We start from the raw sequence: 18969 nt of genomic DNA, 5'->3' as shown, positions 1-18969 counted from the left end.
AGGGGGATTTCCAATGTTAGAAAAACAAATTATTCATTCATTCGTATCTATTGTTGGCGAAGATAATGTAGATACATCCAATATGGGGCGTTTAACTTATAGTTATGATGCTACTCCAAACTTCCAAGCAATGCCTGATGCAGTCATTGCTCCTCGTAATACAAATGAAGTAGCTGAAGTGTTAAAAGTATGTAACACTCACAAAATTCCTGTGTATGTGCGCGGGTCTGGAACAAATCTTTGCGCAGGAACATGTCCACTTGAAGGCGGTATCGTCCTTATTTTCCGCCATATGAACAATATTTTAGAAATTGATGAAGAAAACTTAACAATTACTGTACAAGCTGGTTTCATTACACTTGATATTATTAAAGCGGTAGAAGAAAAAGGTTTATTTTATCCACCAGATCCAAGCTCGATGAAAATTTCTACAATCGGCGGTAATATTAATGAAAACTCAGGTGGATTACGCGGTTTGAAATATGGCGTAACACGTGATTATGTAATGGGGCTTGAACTTGTCTTACCAAATGGTGATATTATTCGCACTGGTGGTAAATTAGCAAAAGATGTAGCTGGTTACGATTTAACTCGTTTATTTATCGGTTCTGAAGGAACACTTGGCGTGGTAACAGAAGCTATATTAAAACTTGTTCCTATGCCTGAAACAAAGAAAACAATGCTTGCATTATATGAAGATATTAATGAAGCTGCACGTGCTGTTTCTTCTATTATTGCAAATAAAATCATTCCAGCAACACTGGAGTTTTTAGACCAACCGACAATTGAAGTAGTAGAAGAGTTTGCACAAATCGGTTTACCTACAGATGTAAAAGCAATTTTATTAATCGAACAAGACGGTCCGCCCGAAGTAGTCAATCGAGATATTGAAAACATGGCTAATGTTTGCCGCTCTATGAATGCAGTTGATGTTCGCGTTGCAAAAGATGAAACAGAAGCAGATGCGCTTCGTACCGCTCGCCGTAGTGCTCTATCAGCGCTCGCACGACTAAAACCTACTACAATATTAGAAGATGCAACTGTACCACGTTCACAAATCGCTCCTATGGTTGAAGCTATTAATGCCATTGCAAAAAAATATAATATTCCTATTTGTACGTTTGGACACGCTGGTGATGGTAATTTACATCCAACTTGTATGACAGACGCTCGTAATGCAGAAGAAATGCACCGAGCTGAGCAAGCTTTTGCTGAAATATTTGCGAAAGCAATTGAACTTGGTGGCACAATTACTGGTGAACATGGTGTTGGTGCAATGAAAGCTCCATATTTAGAAATGAAATTAGGTAAAGAAGGTATTGCAGCTATGCAAGGAATAAAGCAAGCTTTCGATCCAAATAACATTATGAATCCTGGAAAAATGTTCGCGAAAGACACTCGAAAAAGAGTGGTGGTTGAGCGATGACCACATTAAATAAAGAAAATATTCAAAAAGAATTTAAAGAACGATTAAGTGAAGATGAATTACTAAACTGTATGCGATGCGGTTTTTGTTTACCTACTTGTCCTACCTACATTCAATCCGGATATAAAGAGTCACATTCACCGCGCGGACGTATCGCATTAATGAAAGCAGTCGTTGATGGTTTAATCGAACCAGATGAAGATGTTGAAAATACATTAAACGTTTGTCTTGGTTGCCGTGCTTGTGAGCCTGTTTGTCCATCTGGTGTAAATTATGGACATTTATTAGAAGAAGCTCGTGATATTATTAATCAAAATAAAAAATTCTCAGTGCCAGTGAAAGCTGTTCGAAAAGTCGTTTTTGAAGGATTATTCCCCCATCAAAATCGAATGAGAACATTAACTGGACTAATCGGATTTTATCAACGTTCTGGTTTACAAACGCTAACACATAAAACAGGGATTATGAAGTTATTCCCTGAAACACTTGCAACGATGGATCTCGTTTTACCCAAAGTCCCTAAAATGAAAGCGATGAAAGATCGTCCTTCATTTTTACCTGCAGAAAGTACAAAGAAAAAACAAGTTGCATTCTTCACAGGCTGCTTAATGGATACGATGTTTTTAGAAACAAATAACGCAACGATGAAACTTCTTCAATTAGCTGGTTGTGATATCGTTATTCCGAAAACACAAAGTTGCTGCGGTGCATTGCATGGACATGCTGGTGAAAAGAGTGGAGCAAAAGAATTAGCAAAGCGAAATATAAAAGCATTCGAAGATTTAAACATCGACTATATTATTACGAATGCAGGTGGTTGCGGAGCTTATCTCGTAGACTATGATTATCTTTTAAAGGATGATCCGGATTGGGCTGAACGTGCTAAGCAGTTTATTTCTAAAATTAAAGATATTACTGCTATTCTAGTAGAACTAGATTTCCATAAACGTAATGACTTACGACTCACGCCGCAAGTTATTACGTATCAAGACTCTTGTCATTTACGCAATGTTATGCGCACATCTTCTGAACCTCGTATGTTACTAGAGGCTATCCAAGGTGCAACATACCGTGAAATGAAAGATGCCGACCGTTGCTGTGGTTCTGCTGGTATTTACAATATTGTTCATTCAGAGTTATCAATGGCATTTCTAGATTACAAAATGGACCGTGTGCATGAAACAGACGCAGCAACCATTGTTACTGCAAATCCAGGTTGTTTATTACAAATGAAATTGGGCATTGAGCGAGAAGGGCTTTCTCATAAAATAAGAGGAATTCACATTGTGGATTTATTATTAGAAGCAATTGAAACTAACTCGTAATAACTCGTAACATACGTAATAATAGGAAAACGGCTATCTCCTTCGTCTATGTAAAGAGATAGCCGCTTTTTTGTCTGCTACAACATTAAAAATATGTTACTTTATTATAAAAAAGAACAACAGAAACATTACAGTTTTGTAAAAATCAATCCATTATATTCCTCAAAAAATCGCTCAAACCATTGATACAATAGGATTCTTCATTTTCTATTTAGGTAACTTTATCCAAAAATCCCCTCTTAAAACCAAGTATAAAAACACTATAAATTCCTTTTATACTCTATATTTCTCTTATTTTTGTTCCCTTCTTCTCTTAGGATAAATTAGGTAATTTTAAAGTCTATGAATTTTTTTCCATCTTTTTTCTCGCAAATTGTATGCTACGATGAATTTGTCAGTCAGACAGGCTGTCAAAAACAAATCGTGTGAAAACAAATTAAAACTTTATATAGGGGGACACACATCATGAAAAAGCGTGTTTTATTATCTGTAGCTGCTGCAACAGCTCTTACTTTAGGAGTATCTTCTCTAGATGCACAAGCTGCAACAGTACAACCATCTAACTTAAAGGTTCAAAATATTCAGCATTCAAAAGTGATGATGAAACAAATGAGCCAACAAGAATTACAAGCATTCTTACAATCTATGGGCGTTGAATCATTAGCACAATGGCAACAAGGAAACTTCCAACCAAACTGCTTCATTCCTGGTCAACAACCTACTGAAAATGTTGTAACTGAGCAACCAACTGCTAAGCCAGAAACTCAAAAGCCTGCTGAACAAAAACCAGTTGAGCAAAAGCCTGCTGAACAAAAACCAGTTGAGCAAAAGCCTGCTGAAGAAGTTCAAAAACCAGAAGCTCAAAAACCTGCTGAAAACAACAATACTCAAAAACCTACTGAACAAAAACCTGCTGAGCAAAAGCCTGCTGAAGAAGCAAAATCTTTAAGCGAGTTTGAACAACGTGTTGTTGAATTAACAAATGCTGAGCGTGCAAAACAAGGCTTACCAGCACTAAAAGTCGATACTGAATTAAGCAAAGTAGCACGTATTAAGTCTGAAGATATGCAAAAAAACAACTACTTTGATCATAACAGCCCTACATACGGGTCTCCGTTTGACATGATGAAGAAATTTGGCATTTCTTATACATCTGCAGGTGAAAACATCGCTCAAGGCCAACGTACACCTGAAGAAGTAGTACAAGCTTGGATGAACAGCGCTGGACACCGTGCAAACATCTTAAATAACGGCTTCACTCATATCGGTGTTGGTTATGTAGAAAGCGGCAACTACTGGACACAACAATTTATTACGAAGTAAATAGATTAAAAGAGTCTTCTCATAATGAGAAGACTCTTTTTTAAGTTTCATAGCTTTCTATTATGTATGAATAGAAAATATATAACATAAACAACATAGATCCACAGCTTATTACACTAAGCAATACATAAAATCCCCACTCTAAGTTCAAAAACAATGAAAACAATATGCCACATGCCATCACTTGAAAAATCCGTCTACTCACTAAACGAATTTTTTGTAATTTAATTGGGTCTTTTTCTTTGCCTTTTATTTTCTTAAATTCTTTACTCAGCATAAAAAGAAACATACTAATCCCAATCGTTAATCCTGTTTGAAAGGATATCAAATCCCCAAAATTAATAAAGAGGATAAGCATATGAATAAACAACATAAATAACGTAATTTTCTTTATAAATCCGCCTATAATACCATGCTCTCTTTCATTAAACTTAAATATATTATGTGAAATAATATACAAAAATCCATATGAAAAAATAATAAAACAGGGAATAAATGCTACAACAACTTGTTTACTCATAAACTCGTTTGGCTCACCATTTACATTCCAATGTACTGCCATACGATTTGGTAAATAGGGATAAAGACATAGAGTAAGTAAAAGACAAGCGAAAAATATTCCAAGTACATACTTATATTTGATCAAGTGATTCTCACCTCTCTTTTCTCTTAACGGCTTCGCTTCTTGTAGAGAAATCCCTGCAAAAATCTACTTTTTTCAAGTTAAAACTTATACTTTACGCATTTTCTTTTTGAAATTCTTTTATTTTATTATTTAACTTTGCAGGAAACGGCACATCAACTTCAATCGCTTCTTTCGTAATTGGATGCAAGAAATTTATCTTCATCGCATGTAATGCTTGACTGGACATATATTTTGTTTGTCCACCATATAATACATCCCCAACTAGTGGATTACCATTATGACTCATATGAACACGAATTTGATGTGTTCTACCCGTTTCTAATTGTAACGTTACGAAAGTCGTGTTTTGCTTCTTAAAATACTTTTCTACTTTATAATATGTGATAGCTTGGTCACCTTTTGGAGAAATACGACGCCTTGTAGCATGATGGCGATCCCTTCCGATAGCAGCATCAATCTTTCCTTGTTTCTTCTTTACTTTCCCTTCAACGAGCGCAGCATACGTTCTTTTAATTTTTCTTTCCATTAATAGACGATCCATAATTGCACCAGCAATTCTATGCTTAGCAAACACGACACCACCTGTCGTATCTTTATCTAAACGATGAATATGACGCACCCTCGTCTCTAAACCTTGCATTTGAAAATGAAAAGCAACAAGATTTGCAAGCGTCCCGGTTCCACCTTTTTCAGCAGGGTGTGTGTCCATTTGCTCTGGTTTATTTACGATAAGTACGTGATCATCTTCGTATACTACATGTAATTCACCATATTCTGGATCTACACCGTACTCTTCCTCCGCAAACATATGGACTTGTAACTTATCGTTCTCTTTTAAAAGCTCATTCCATCTTCTTTGTTCCCCGTTAACCGTAACACCTTTTTCCATACGAAGCTGATGTAATAGCTTTTTCGGTATTTCCCATTCTACTTTTAATACCGATTCAATACTTATACCATTCCATTTAGCTGGAACGGTAATTTCACACCATTCGCCCTTTTTCTTTGTTTCCATACTGTTTATCACCTTATTTCTATTGATTCTCTCATTGTAACGGAAAACACACTTTGATGCACCGTCAAAAATAGAGGACAGTCTTATAATAGACTGCCCCTCAAGCTCTAAGTCTTTTCATTTCTAACAATACTTCTTCAGCTTTTTGTTCATACGATAAATCCTTAAAGAAATCCGCCAACCTTTTATAATCATTGTAAGCATCTAATAAATCGTCCATCTTTTCTATTTTCATCACTTGTTGTTTTTGTTTCATTTTTACTGGATAGCGATAACCTGATACTTCTTGTATTTTGTAATACTCATCCTCTACTTGAACGACCTTTACAAGTTCTTCCTCTTCTGCATCCATCGTATACCCGTCAAATTCTCTAAGTAGTTCATAAATGATATGAGTCCATTCATCTTTTGGATAAAATCCTTTTTCTAGCCGATAACCGACAATGCGATACATATGCCCATCGTTCTCGGCAAACTGTACTGTATCATTTAACTTAAACTTAAAATAACGAAACATTGCCTTCACCTACTTATTATGTAATGTTCTTATCACATACTATTTGCAAAATGTAGGCTTTGCTATTCATAAAAAATGCTCATCAATATGATGAGCATTTTTTACAATGATTTTTCTCGTTTTTTTCGAAATGGTAACCACCAGTTCCAGTCTCCAAATAACTTCATTAAGCTTGGTACGAGCATAAGACGAATAATTGTTGCATCAAGAAATATTGCTAACGCAACGCCAAGACCCATCTGCTTTACTGGTAAAATATCAGTAAATGCGAATGCACCAGTTACAACAATCATTATTAAAGCGGCTGATGTAATGATTCTACTTGTTGAAACGAGCCCTTCTAACGTTGCTTGATCGTTATCTCCTGTTTCTTCATAGAGCTCATGAATACGTGAAATAAGAAATACTTCATAATCCATACTAAGCCCAAATACGAGGCCAAAAATGAAGATTGGTAAGACAAACAGAACCGGACTCGTTTCTAAACCGAAATGACCACCTTCAAATAACCAAACAACAATTCCAATAGTTGCACTTAAACTAAGTATATTCATAACAATTGCCTTAATTGGAATGAGTATAGATCGGAATGCAAATAATAATATAACAAAGGTCGATCCAAATATAACAGACATACCAATTACTACTTTATCTTTAATTTCATCTTCTAATTCTTGTTGAAATGTCGTCATTCCGCCTAGATAATAATTAACATCCGTTTCTTTATAGTTCTTTTTAAAGTCACGCACCCACTGTTTTGCAGTCTCTGTACGTGGTTTTGTTTTCAAAAAGATTTCTATCGTCGTCTTATTCCCTTGCGTGTATGCTTCAAATACAGGAGTTAGTTTCGCTGATTCTGGTGACTGTAATATTCCAACAACTTGATCTACTTTCATTCCAGTTAACCCGTCGTATAAACTTCTTACTTCATGTACTTTCTTATCATCTTTTAACTTTTGAACGACTTCTTCTATCTTTTGTAGACTTTCTTTTTCTTTCATATCTTTTTTCGTCTCTACAACTAACGTAACATCAGCGTGTGTTTTGACAGTTTCATTAAATGCTTCTTCATACTTTTCATATGCAATTCTTGTATCACTCTTTTCAGGTAAAGCTTCAACACCAGGGAACTGCAAATTAGCTGTACGTAACGGTAATAAGCAAATAACAATAAATGTTGTAACAACAATAATCATTGCAATTGGATGTTTCATCACAAATTGTGCAAATTTACGCCATGCTTTTGCCGGCGTATGTGCTACTTGATTCTTTTTTAATATTCTTTTACCTATTAACGATAATAGTGCTGGAAGAAGTGTGAGTGAGAATAAAATGCTCATAATGACAACAATCATTCCGCTAATCGCTACAGATTGAATATAATCTATCTTAAAGAAAAACAAACCGGATAACCCAACAAATACACATAATCCTGAAAATACAATCGCACGTCCTGCCGTTTGATATGTAATTGCTATCGCTTCTTTTACCGTTCGTTTAGCAACTTCCTCTCGAAAACGGTTCACAAATAATAGCGCAAAATCAATAGATAATGCAAGTCCAATCATCGGTGCAACGTTTAACACGAAAATAGATAGTTCTTTATCAACACCGATGAAATACAATATCCCCATCGTACTAATAACACTAAGCGCCCCATTCAAAATCGGTAAAATTGATGCCAAAAGACTCCCAAACGAAAATAGTAATACAAGAAACGCAATTGGTAATCCAATCATTTCTGCTACTTTTAAATCATTTTGCGTTCTTTCATTAATCTCTTGATTAATTTTCGGAAATCCTGTAGGTGTTAATTTTAATGCTACATTACTTTCTTTCTCAATCTCATCAGCAAATTGTAATGTCTTTTCCATTCTTTCTTTATTTGTTTTCCCGGAAAATAAAATTGTCGCATAACCGATGTCATCTTGTAGCATTTCTTTATTTTGGATTGGGTGATGGAAAGATTCATAGTTCTCTTTCTCTTGAACATTCTTTACAATTTCATCTATTCGTTTTTTAAATTCCTCATGCGAAACATCTTTATTTTTCTCAAAAACGAGCAGAAGCGTATCTTGAGACTTCTTAAAATCTTTATCTAAAATTTCTTTTGTTTTTTGATAGTCGCCTTCCGTTTGGAAACCATCGCCACCTAATACTCCCGGTAGCTTTGGAGCAAAAATCCCAAGTGCGATTGCGAGCAACAGTAGCGCTACAATTACTGTATAACGAGACTGATACAAAAAGGCTCCTAACTTCCCCCACTTATCAACTTTATGTACATTTGTCTTCACACATTTTCACCTACTTTAAATGATTCAATTGTCACTTATACTGTATCACATCTTGATATAAACAAAAAACGTCTGGAAAAACTATAATGATAGTTTTTCCAGACGTCTTTCTATCTCTCTTTATTAAGCCCTAATCTCTCAGTAAGTAAACGATGGTAGTAAATCGCGATAATTAACAAAATACCACCTACGCAGTAACCAGCTAAAATATCAGTTGGGTAATGTACATTTAAAATGACTCTACTTAATCCAATCGATAGAATTACTATACCCATCAAAATTATTGTGACACATTTCCCAGCTACGCTTTTCAAATTAGCAGCAATGATATAAGTAAGAAATCCAAATGTCATAATCGATAGCATTGCATGTCCACTAGGAAAACTATATCCAAGTGCATCTAGCGCTTCATTTAATGACGGACGTTCTCTCTTTACAATCTCTTTTATCCCTTTATTCACAAGATGTGTTATTAAAATTCCCATTGGATATACAATCATCGCAGCATAATAACGCTTCTTCCAAAAAACAAGCAAACTTATAACGAGCGTAGCGACTATCCCAATTGCTGATCCCAATTTTGTAAAGTACGAGAAAAATGTAAGAGAACTTTCCGTTTGCAGCCCTCTTACTAATCCACGGACATATGTATCCATCACTGTAACGCCACCTGCATGTACGCGCCAAGCAACAATACCAAATACAGCAAATAACAAACCGATACACATTACCTCATACTGATGTAACTTCTTCAAACGATTTCCTCCTACTATGAAAAAATGCGATTTCTACTTTAGAAACCGCATTTCCTTACTTATTTACCTTTTGTTTTTAGCTCTGTCCAGTAACGATCATAATCTTTTAACTTATCGTCCACATCAACAAGCCATTCTGTACGATCTAACTCTTCTTTCGTTAAGAAGATCATGTGATTATCACGGTATTCTTTACTATGAAGAGGATGAGCTTTTTCATTTGGATTACTGTAACCAATTGACTCGTAGTTTTTCACACTTACTTTTTCATCTAGTAAGTAGTTCATAAATTTCTCAGCAAGCTCTTTATGTTTTGCACCTTTTGGAATTGCTAACGTATCAGCCCAAATTGTGCCGCCTTCTTTTGGTACAACATATTCTACATCTTTATTATCTTTTGCGATAAATGCTGCATCTCCAGACCAAACTGTTCCAATCCAAGCATCTTCTGTAATGAATTTTTGTTTAATGTTATCTGTATCAAATGCTAATAAGTTTGGAAGCAGCTTCTTTAAATCATCTGCTGCTGTCTTTAATTGTGCATCGTCTTTCGTACTGTTTGAGAACCCGTGCTTCTTAAGACCCATTCCTAATACTTCACGAGAATCGTTTAGTAACGTTACACGTCCTTTATATTTCTCATTCCATAAGTCAGCCCAGCTTGTAGGTGCTTCTTTCACATACTTTTTATTGTATGCAATCCCTGTTACACCCCAAGTGTACACTAAAGAATATTTATTCTCTGGATCAAACGCAGGTGTTTTGAAATTAGAAACCATGTTTTCGATATTTGGGATATTCTTTTTATCTAACGGCGCTAATAAGTCCATTTTCGCCATTGTTTTAACCATGTAATCAGACGGCTGGATTAAGTCATACTTTGCACCACCAGCTTGTAATTTTGCAAGCATTTCTTCATTACTTGCGTACTTGTCATAGTTAATTTTCACATTATACTTTTTTTCAAAATCTTTTAGCACTTGCTCATCAAAATTGTCAGCCCAGCTATAAATATTTAATTCTTCTTTCTTTTCACCACAACCAGCAAGCACACCAGCAACAAGGCTAAAGCTAATTGCTGCGCCAGCTATTCTTTTCATTAATTTCATCGATTTATTACCCCCTTGTACTTTCTATATCGTTCGTATTATAAAGGAAGGTGTCCTCCAGAGTTTTCTTCACCATCTGCACCTTTGTTCCGGAAGATTTCAGATAGAACCATTAATCCTACGATAGCAACAATTAAAATTGTAGAAAGAGCATTAATTTCTGGTGATACTCCGCGCTTAACCATACTGTAAATGTATAGTGGCAATGTTGTTGATCCTGGTCCTGATACGAAGAAACTAATTACAAAATCATCAATTGATAATGTGAATGTTAATAATGCTGCTGAAATAACTCCCGGTGCAATTGCTGGGAACGTTACATAACGAAACGTTTGCCAAGGGGTTGCTCCTAAATCATTTGCAGCTTCTTCTAAGTCACGTCCCATACTTGAAAGACGCGCAGCTAAAATAACAACAACAAACGAAATACTAAATGTAATATGTGCAATAATAATCGTTGTTTGTCCAAGTTCCATTCCTAACTGACTGAAAAGAATTAGTAAAGATAATCCCATTAAAATATCCGGAATTAAAATTGGTAAATATACAAGGCCATTAATAGCCCCTTCGAAACGATATTTATAACGATGTAAAGCAATTGCAAAGAATACACCAAGTACCGTTGTCACAATCGTTGTTATAACTGCAATCGTAATACTATTTACAAATGCATCAATAACATCTTGTTTTTGAAATAAATCTGTATACCAATGGAATGTAAAACCTTCCCACTCCGCATTAATGCGAGAGTCGTTGAAAGAATAGACCATTAAAACCATCATTGGAAAATACAAGAATAACAAAATTAACCAAGAATAGGAAACTAAAAACTTCTTCATCTTTGCCTATTCGCCTCCGTTCTCATTATATTTATATACTTTCGTTGCACGATAATATAAGTAAATTAACAGAACAGAGAATAGAACAACGATAATCGATAACGCGGATCCAAACGGCCAGTCACGTGCACCTAAGAATTGGTTTTGAATAACGTTTCCGATTAATGCTACTTTCGATCCGCCCATCACGTCTGATACAACAAACATTCCGATAGAAGAAACGAATACTAAAATAGAACCAGTCGCAATTCCTGACATCGTCATCGGCACTGTTATATTCCAAAATGCCTTTATTGGTGTTGCTCCTAAATCATAAGCCGCTTCTAGCTTACGCTTATCCAGCTGCTCAATTGCTGCATACACTGGTAAAATCATAAATGGTAATAAAGAATAGACCATTCCGAGTATTACAGAAGGAGTATTATATAATAAATTTAACGGTTCACTAATAATGCCAAGCTTTAATAACAACGTATTCACAAGACCTTGTGAACGTAAAATAACAATCCATGCGTATGAACGAACAAGAAAGTTAATCCAAAACGGGATCGTTGCCAATAATAAAAGAATAGAGCGGTATTTGCGGTCAACAATTGTAATTGTATAAGCAAACGGATAACCAATTAATAAACATATTACTGTCGTAATAACTGCGATTTTAACAGTTTCCCATAACGTTCCTAAGTACAATGGGTCAAACACACGGGATATATTCTCCAGCGTAAATTGCATTTCTACTGTCCCGTAAGCTCCGCGCTGCATGAAGGCGAATCCTAATACGAATATGAGCGGGATTAGGAAGAAAATTAACAGCCACGCGACTGTAGGTAGTGCGAGTAATTTCCCTTTTTTCAATTTAAGGTCACCTCGTCCTCTTGCTCCCAGCCTACATATACATTATCTCCAATGCTCCACTGCGCTGCCTCTTCAGCAGTTTGATATGCCATTAGTAATTCTGATGTTTTCTCATCACGTACATAAAGCTTCTCCATATTTCCGACAAACTCAATATCTTCAATATGTCCAAGATGGTATTCTTTTAAAATTGGTTCTTCAACCGAACGTACTTTTACATTTTCAGGGCGAATTGCTACATAGCCTTCCCCGTTTTTCACAATATTATTTTCACCGATGAATGTCGCAACGAACAATGTTTTTGGCTTATTATAAATTTCTTTCGGTGTTCCGATTTGTTCGATATGTCCTTTATTCATAACGACGATACGATCGCTCATGCTCATTGCTTCTTCTTGATCGTGCGTTACGTATATGAACGTAATTCCTAAATTACGTTGTAAGTTTTTCAATTCACGTTGCAAGTCTTTTCGTAACTTAAAGTCAAGCGCTCCAAGTGGCTCATCTAATAGTAATACACGCGGATTATTTACAATCGCTCTTGCAATTGCAACACGCTGCTGTTGTCCACCAGAAAGCTTCGCAGGTTTACGATTACGGAACTCAAGTAACTGCGTTAAACGCATTGCCTCTTCAGCACGCTCTTTCTGCTCTGCTGCTGATACTTTCTGCATTTTCATACCAAAACATATATTCTTCTCTACTGTCATATGTGGGAATAGTGCGTAATGTTGGAACACTAGGTTCATATGACGTTTATATGGCGGCAAATCGTTAATTCTTTCATCATCTAATAAAAGATTCCCTTTAGTTGGAGTTTCAAATCCTGCGATCATACGAAGTAAAGTCGTTTTCCCGCAGCCACTCGGCCCTAAAATTGTTAAAAACTCTCCCTCTTTAATATCTAAAGAAAGAGGTGGGATAATCACTTGATTTCCAAAATGTTTTTCAACTGCTTCAACTTTAATAATCTTTTTCATTTTCCCGTCCTATCTACCTTAAATTTTAAATTTTTATATTCATGAATAAATATTTATGTTCTATAGACTATTTTTTGTTTCGATCCAAACAAAAATGGTTATTTAGCAAGCGTTCGTTTCTATTCTTTATGTAGTATGTTTGATTCATTTTCGCATGATACATAACGTCGAACAGAAAAACCCCTTCCATTGCGAAGGGGCTTTTATCATACGGCTACGCCTACTGATAAACACCATCATCATTTTAACAACTTTCGTATGAATTTTAAAGCACTTTTTGTAGAAGAGTAACGAATTTTCATGTCGAATGCTGTAGATTGGGCTAAAATGCTTTTATAATGTGAAAAAGTCCGAAAACTTTCTTTCCCATGATAACCCCCTAATCCACTACTTCCAACACCCCCAAAAGGTAAATATGGCGTGGCAAGATGATAGACAACATCATTAATACAGCCTCCACCATATGAAATATTACTCGTCACTTTCTTTTGTACTTCTTTATCTTCAGAAAATACATATAACGCTAACGGCTTCGGATGTTGCTGGATTGTGCCAATTACATCTTCTATATTGTCGTACTCTATGATTGGTAAAATCGGACCAAAAATTTCATCTTCCATAACAGCATCTTGCCATGTAATATCCGCTAGCACTGTCGGTTCAATATGTAATGTATCTTTCTCATAGTTTCCACCAATTACGACTTGACCATCTTGTAAAAATCCACATAATCGTTCAAAATGACGCTCACTTACAATACGCACATAATTTTCATTTTTCAAAGGTTCTTTACTATACTGCGCTGTAATTTCATGTCGCAGTGCCTCAATTAGCTTTTCTTTCACGGAAGAATGCACGTACATATAATCAGGCGCTACACACGTCTGCCCTGCATTTAAAAACTTACCCCAAACAATTCTTCTTGCTGTCATCTCTATCTTTGCATCTTTATGTACAATACAAGGACTTTTCCCGCCAAGTTCTAAAGTGAGCGGCGTCAACTGTTTCGCTGCTGCTTCCATTACAACTTTTCCAACGCTAACACTACCAGTAAAGAAAATATAATCAAACGGTTCCTTCAGCAAAGATGTACTCTCTTCAACGCCACCTTCTACTACCGCTACAAGCTCTTCTGGAAATAATTCATCTAGCATTCTCTTAAGCACTTTTGAAACGCTTGGCGTTAACTCTGACGGCTTTAAAACGATTGTATTTCCAGCTGCCAATGCTCCTACAAGTGGTGCAATTGCTAATTGAAAAGGATAGTTCCACGGTGCAATAATAAGCGTCACACCATACGGTTCTGGCACTACTTTTCCTTTTGATCCAAAATGAGTCAGTGCTGTTCGAACTCGCTTCGGTTTACTCCACGATGACATATGTTTCAATTGAAAGGAAATTTCTTTTAATACATATCCAACTTCCGTTGTAAACGACTCGTGAACTGACTTATTTAAATCTAATTTCAATGCCTGAAATATTTCTTCTTCAAAATGCTGAATGCCTTCATAAAGCTTCTTCAAATTATTCTTTCTCATTTCGATGCTTCTCGTATGACCTTTTAAAAAATATTCCTTTTGCCTACTTACAATAGAGGAAATACTCATTCACTCACCTTCTCCCACTATTTTTATCCAATTCTTTCATTATTTATATAGACTTCATATATAACAAATTTCTATTCTTAAAGTTACATTATATATGACTTTTTCAGCTATATAAAATTCATTGCTCACAAAAAAACTACCGAAAGAAAATCTCTCGGTAGTTTCACAGTATTAACGATATAAACGAACAGCACCTGCAGAATTATCATCAGCTTGTCCTACTACTTCAAACTTCAGACCAAGCTTCGGTAAAATACGTCCTGCATCTGGAATCTGTTGATTAATATACGTTTTAGAATCATCAAACTTCGGTACACCCGCTAAACCATCATACGTATACGTTCCACGCGTTGGAGATACAACTTTCCAAGCTGGCGTTTTATCGAATGAGAACGCCGCATCAGCGATTTGGAATCGTGTACTACTTTCCACTGTCGGTTTACCATTTAAAGTTCCTACAATTGCTTCTGGATGAGAATCAACTACACCTAGGAATCCGTGTCCTGGATGTACACCTACCCAGTTATCTGTGTAAGCTGAATCTGCATACCATACGACCATACCACTGTTATACTCTGGACCACGAGCAAATTTTAACGCGTTATCTGAACCAGCATAGTTTCTCCACTCAACATAATAGTTATGGCTCTTCTTCTCTGTTCCGTTAGAAACAGCAAAACCATCTAATTTGAATTGTGATGTACCTTCTGCATCATCAGAGAATACTACGTTACCATCTACTGTTAATGAAGCATTATCAAGTAGGAAACCATTTAATGCTAAACCACCATCAGTAATGTAATCAAATGTTAATTTTACTTTCTTACCTTTGAATTGGCTTAAATCATATGATTTGTCAATCCATTTGCCATTTGTCGAATCTGCATTTCCACTATTAGCTTTCTCACCAAGTCTTTCAATTAACGTTTGTTGACCATCTTCTGTTACAGCGTGTACTTCAAGGAAGTCATACTCTGCTTCAATTTCATATAATGATTTGAAGTCAAATTTTGCAGTCGTTGCATTTGTTAAATCGAACAGCGGTGTTTCCATCTTCGTATGAAGATCATCACCTTTTGTGCTGTAGTAATACTGTTTTCCGAATGCCGGCTCAATTGTTTTTATATCTTTATCTGGTAAGTTAACACGAATCATACCCGGACGGTTAGATTTCGTAACACTTTGGTCTAAATATGTTGCTAGGCCGATACCTTTATTTAATTTCTCATAATCTACTTCTACGATATTTGCCCAATTACCACCGATTGTTTTTTGGAAAAACTCTTTATTTTGTGGTGAGAAACTTGTTGGCGTGGTTCCAGCAATTTTACCTGCCCAGCTTCCGCCACTCATAATAGACCAAGCTTGAACTGGTTCACCATCTCCGCTATATTGTGTATCATACTCATCTGGTAAACCTAAATCATGACCATATTCATGTGCGAATACACCAACAGCCCCATCTTCTGGTTCAATTGTGTAGTCGAACGCTGCCATCTTTCCACCCCAATATGGAACTTTCGCTTGTGTACCTTCAATTGCAAATGGTTTTGGTCCAACTGTCCAGCGATGTGACCAAATTGCATCATCACCTAACTTACCACCACCTGCTTCTTGTCCAACACCTGCATGAATAATCATTAAGTGATCAATTAAACCGTCTGGTTGATTTTTATTTCCATCACCATTTACATCATATTGATCAAATTGATCAAACTCTGATAGATCAAGACCGCTATCTACAGCTGCTTTTAATGCATCTTTTACTAAATCACGTGGTCCTTTTGGTCCTTTATTATCATGACCACCGCTAGCAGCATCCGCACCGTAATCAGCAGCTTTACCAGGAACTGTTAACCATTTTGTAACTGTTCCATCTACAGTGTAACTACCACCAGATTGCTCTTCATAATATTGTTTAAATGTTTCAATTTTACTTCCATCATCTAACGTGAATGGCTCGTCACCGAATAACATTTTTTCATAGTGTTCTTTATTAAAGTCTTCCGAATACATATAGCCAGGCTCTTTATCAATATTGTTATGTTTAAAGTCAGCGTACTCTACAAGTAAAACGAGTACTTTATCTTTACGCACATCACCGTTATACGCTTTTTGCTTTGCTGGAGATGTTGGTACTTTACCATTTAATCCGCCTTTAACTGGTCCTGTCGCTGCAGGTGTTCCTGTTGCAGGGTTATCTAATTTTTCTTTCGTGTCTGCTTTCGCATCTTTCACTTTCTTTAAAAAGTCAGATGCTTCTTTCGTAAGTTGATCCCCATTCGGTACTTCTTTCCCAGGATTTTCACCCTTTTTGTTCTCTACATACTTTTCGACAGCTTTCTTTGTTTCTTTCTCTGAAGCTGACGAATCAATTACCCCACGTTTTTTTAGCGCATCTGCTAAACGTTCTTCCGGAATTAAGTGATCATCAACTGGGCTCGTAGCTGTTTTATTCGCAGGCGTTTCAGCATATGCAGATTGAGTGCCAGCTCCGAATGAAAGGCCTAATACAGCTGTTAAAGCGATTGATGACAAAACTTTGAACGGTTTCTTGTTCATCCCATATTTCCTCCCCTAATAAATAATATGTATTACAAATTGAATTTTATTAAAAATTCAATATTTTTTCAATATTTAGTCATATTATGTAATATTTTTAATATATTTGTAAAAATTTCATAGTTAGCATACGAATATATCACAATTCAACAATGTTTTCTGAAAATATTGAAAGTTTTTATCGAACAATTTATAATTTCCATAGAGGGAGTTTAATGGGGATTTTATCTTTGTTTCATCTACACAATATTTGATAATTCACTATATAAAACACAAAATCCGATTGCATTATCATGTATTCTGTAGCAGCAATTATGACCGATAATTAGGGAGGAATTACATTTGTACAAAGATAAGACAGACGCACTGGATCAAGAATGGATTGATTTAATACTTGAAGCTCTAGATGCTGGTATCGCCATGCAAGACATCGAGCAATTTTTCCAACGTATGAAGCCATCCAGTCAGGCTCAATAGGTTTGTTCTTTTTAACGAAGTTTATGTTATAATAATGACATCATAAGACAACTACATATTGATAGAAAGGTGCGCAAATATGATTGGAGAACGTATAAAACGCCTTCGTTTACAAAAAGGTATTTCATTAACTGAACTTGCCGAAAAAGCTGGCGTTGCTAAATCTTACATTAGTTCTATAGAACGAAATTTACAAAAAAACCCTTCCATTCAGTTTCTTGAAAAGATCGCAGCAGTTCTACAAATTCCAGTTGATACTTTACTTCATGATGAAACAACAAAGGAAACTAACCTAGACTCCGAATGGACACAACTCGTTAAAGATGCAATGAACTCTGGTGTCTCCAAAGAACAATTTCGTGAATTTCTTGAATTTACAAAGTGGAAGCAAAATCAAAAATAATAATAGAAAGAAGTGCTTACAACCAGCACTTCTTTTTCTTTATAAAAAAAAGCGGGGGATACCCGCCTTTTTTATTATCTTTCTTCCCCAGCTTCTTGGTTAGCATTGAATGTCCATTCTAAATTCAATGTATCACCTTGGAAGATATTTTGGTCTTTTCCATCATCTACAAATTCAAATTGTACCCATAGATAATCCTCTGTACCAGCTTCTAATCCACCTTTTTCTCCCCACTCAGGAGCGAAGATATCTTTAGCTAAAAGATCTGGATCAGCTTTTTGTAAGTCTGCTAAAGTTGTTTCGTATACAGGCTCACTTTGTTTGTCCCAGTTCCAAAGGAATTTTACTTTAACGTGCTTACCAAAGTCTTCACCTGCATTATCACCTTTTGCATCTTTAACAGTATACTTTGTTGCTAATTTAACGTCTTTAATAGTTAACGAACCGCTGTTTTGTAATAAGAACTCTTTCTTAACAGAATCCCCTGGTTTTAAATCTTTAATATCTACAAGCGTCTTAGGGTTTAATGTAAGGTCTAACGTCCCAGCTGCAAATGTATTGTTTGATACTTCTTTATCACTAAAGAATGCAAATGTTCCTCCACCAATTAAAGCTAACCCCAATGCTGCTGATGCAACTCCCATACCTAATTTCTTTTTCAGACTCACAATCAATTCCCCCTAGCTTTTTTTATATTTTTATCACTTATTTTTCAATAAGAGATGTAAAGAAAACTATATTAGCTTAGCCAATATGTGTTCTTTTTTAAAAACCTTATGTTCATTATAACGAACAAACCTATATAAACACAACACATATTTATTAATATTTTCAGT

The 18969-nt window shown here is 35.8% G+C and carries 17 protein-coding genes; 5 read left to right on the top strand and 12 right to left on the bottom strand.

Features of this window, described 5'->3' with window-relative positions:
- The first annotated feature begins 13 nt into the window (after positions 1-13).
- From glcD to MR143_RS20065, 3 genes are all read left to right on the top strand, one after another.
- Entirely contained in the window at positions 14-1426 is a 1413-nt protein-coding gene (gene glcD, locus MR143_RS20075; RefSeq protein ID WP_242280899.1) for a glycolate oxidase subunit GlcD, read from the top strand.
- Positions 1423-2751 carry a (Fe-S)-binding protein gene (locus MR143_RS20070; RefSeq protein WP_000209646.1) on the top strand — a complete coding sequence of 443 codons (1329 nt, stop codon included), beginning with the start codon at positions 1423-1425 and terminating at the stop codon, positions 2749-2751. The genes glcD and MR143_RS20070 overlap by 4 nt, the downstream gene beginning before the upstream one ends.
- Before the next feature lie 465 nt (positions 2752-3216).
- Positions 3217-4074, top strand: coding sequence for a CAP domain-containing protein (locus tag MR143_RS20065; protein ID WP_242280898.1), 858 nt, complete (start codon positions 3217-3219; stop codon positions 4072-4074).
- Positions 4075-4114: 40 nt separating this feature from the next.
- Here the strand turns inward: MR143_RS20065 and MR143_RS20060 are convergent, their stop codons facing one another.
- From MR143_RS20060 to inhA1, 11 genes are all read right to left on the bottom strand, one after another.
- Positions 4115-4720 carry a DUF1648 domain-containing protein gene (locus MR143_RS20060; protein WP_000598994.1) on the bottom strand — a complete coding sequence of 202 codons (606 nt, stop codon included), beginning with the start codon at positions 4718-4720 and terminating at the stop codon, positions 4115-4117.
- Between the two features lie 91 nt (positions 4721-4811).
- A complete protein-coding gene (locus MR143_RS20055; RefSeq protein ID WP_000448352.1) occupies positions 4812-5735 on the bottom strand; it encodes an RluA family pseudouridine synthase in 924 nt (307 codons plus the stop codon).
- Between the two features lie 100 nt (positions 5736-5835).
- Complete coding sequence (locus tag MR143_RS20050) at positions 5836-6252, bottom strand: hypothetical protein (protein WP_000490301.1); 417 nt, start codon at positions 6250-6252, stop codon at positions 5836-5838.
- 101 nt (positions 6253-6353) lie between these two features.
- Entirely contained in the window at positions 6354-8546 is a 2193-nt protein-coding gene (locus MR143_RS20045) for an MMPL family transporter (protein WP_000856442.1), read from the bottom strand.
- A 110-nt stretch (positions 8547-8656) separates the two neighbouring features.
- Positions 8657-9274, bottom strand: coding sequence for a phosphatase PAP2 family protein (locus MR143_RS20040; RefSeq protein ID WP_003300478.1), 618 nt, complete (start codon positions 9272-9274; stop codon positions 8657-8659).
- 86 nt (positions 9275-9360) lie between these two features.
- Positions 9361-10410 carry a spermidine/putrescine ABC transporter substrate-binding protein PotD gene (potD, locus tag MR143_RS20035; protein ID WP_000772487.1) on the bottom strand — a complete coding sequence of 350 codons (1050 nt, stop codon included), beginning with the start codon at positions 10408-10410 and terminating at the stop codon, positions 9361-9363.
- A 38-nt stretch (positions 10411-10448) separates the two neighbouring features.
- Positions 10449-11249 (bottom strand): spermidine/putrescine ABC transporter permease PotC, encoded by an 801-nt coding sequence (potC, locus tag MR143_RS20030; RefSeq protein ID WP_000714192.1) that lies wholly within the window; start codon positions 11247-11249, stop codon positions 10449-10451.
- Positions 11250-11255: 6 nt separating this feature from the next.
- Positions 11256-12104 (bottom strand): spermidine/putrescine ABC transporter permease PotB, encoded by an 849-nt coding sequence (gene potB / locus MR143_RS20025; protein WP_000715490.1) that lies wholly within the window; start codon positions 12102-12104, stop codon positions 11256-11258.
- Positions 12101-13084: a spermidine/putrescine ABC transporter ATP-binding protein PotA gene (potA, locus tag MR143_RS20020; protein WP_000720333.1), complete on the bottom strand. Its 984-nt coding sequence runs from the start codon at positions 13082-13084 to the stop codon at positions 12101-12103. Before potA ends, potB begins: the two co-directional genes overlap by 4 nt.
- A gap of 239 nt (positions 13085-13323) precedes the next feature.
- Positions 13324-14691: an aldehyde dehydrogenase gene (locus MR143_RS20015; RefSeq protein WP_000028373.1), complete on the bottom strand. Its 1368-nt coding sequence runs from the start codon at positions 14689-14691 to the stop codon at positions 13324-13326.
- Between the two features lie 171 nt (positions 14692-14862).
- Complete coding sequence (gene inhA1, locus MR143_RS20010) at positions 14863-17253, bottom strand: M6 family metalloprotease immune inhibitor InhA1 (RefSeq protein WP_001035934.1); 2391 nt, start codon at positions 17251-17253, stop codon at positions 14863-14865.
- Between the two features lie 342 nt (positions 17254-17595).
- Between inhA1 and MR143_RS20005 the strand changes: the two genes are divergently transcribed.
- Together MR143_RS20005 and MR143_RS20000 are read left to right on the top strand one after the other, a co-directional pair.
- Positions 17596-17730, top strand: coding sequence for an anti-repressor SinI family protein (locus tag MR143_RS20005; protein ID WP_000276219.1), 135 nt, complete (start codon positions 17596-17598; stop codon positions 17728-17730).
- Positions 17731-17809: 79 nt separating this feature from the next.
- Positions 17810-18133 carry a helix-turn-helix domain-containing protein gene (locus tag MR143_RS20000; RefSeq protein WP_000578885.1) on the top strand — a complete coding sequence of 108 codons (324 nt, stop codon included), beginning with the start codon at positions 17810-17812 and terminating at the stop codon, positions 18131-18133.
- Positions 18134-18207: 74 nt separating this feature from the next.
- On the opposite strand, the gene calY is transcribed toward MR143_RS20000, so the two are convergent.
- Positions 18208-18801: a biofilm matrix protein CalY gene (gene calY, locus MR143_RS19995; RefSeq protein ID WP_000053710.1), complete on the bottom strand. Its 594-nt coding sequence runs from the start codon at positions 18799-18801 to the stop codon at positions 18208-18210.
- Positions 18802-18969 lie beyond the last annotated feature (168 nt).

The organism is Bacillus cereus group sp. BfR-BA-01347 (assembly GCF_022663835.1).
In the GTDB taxonomy this organism is placed as follows: Bacteria; Bacillota; Bacilli; order Bacillales; family Bacillaceae_G; genus Bacillus_A; species Bacillus_A thuringiensis_K.
This window is presented reverse-complemented; position numbering and strand designations above follow the sequence as displayed.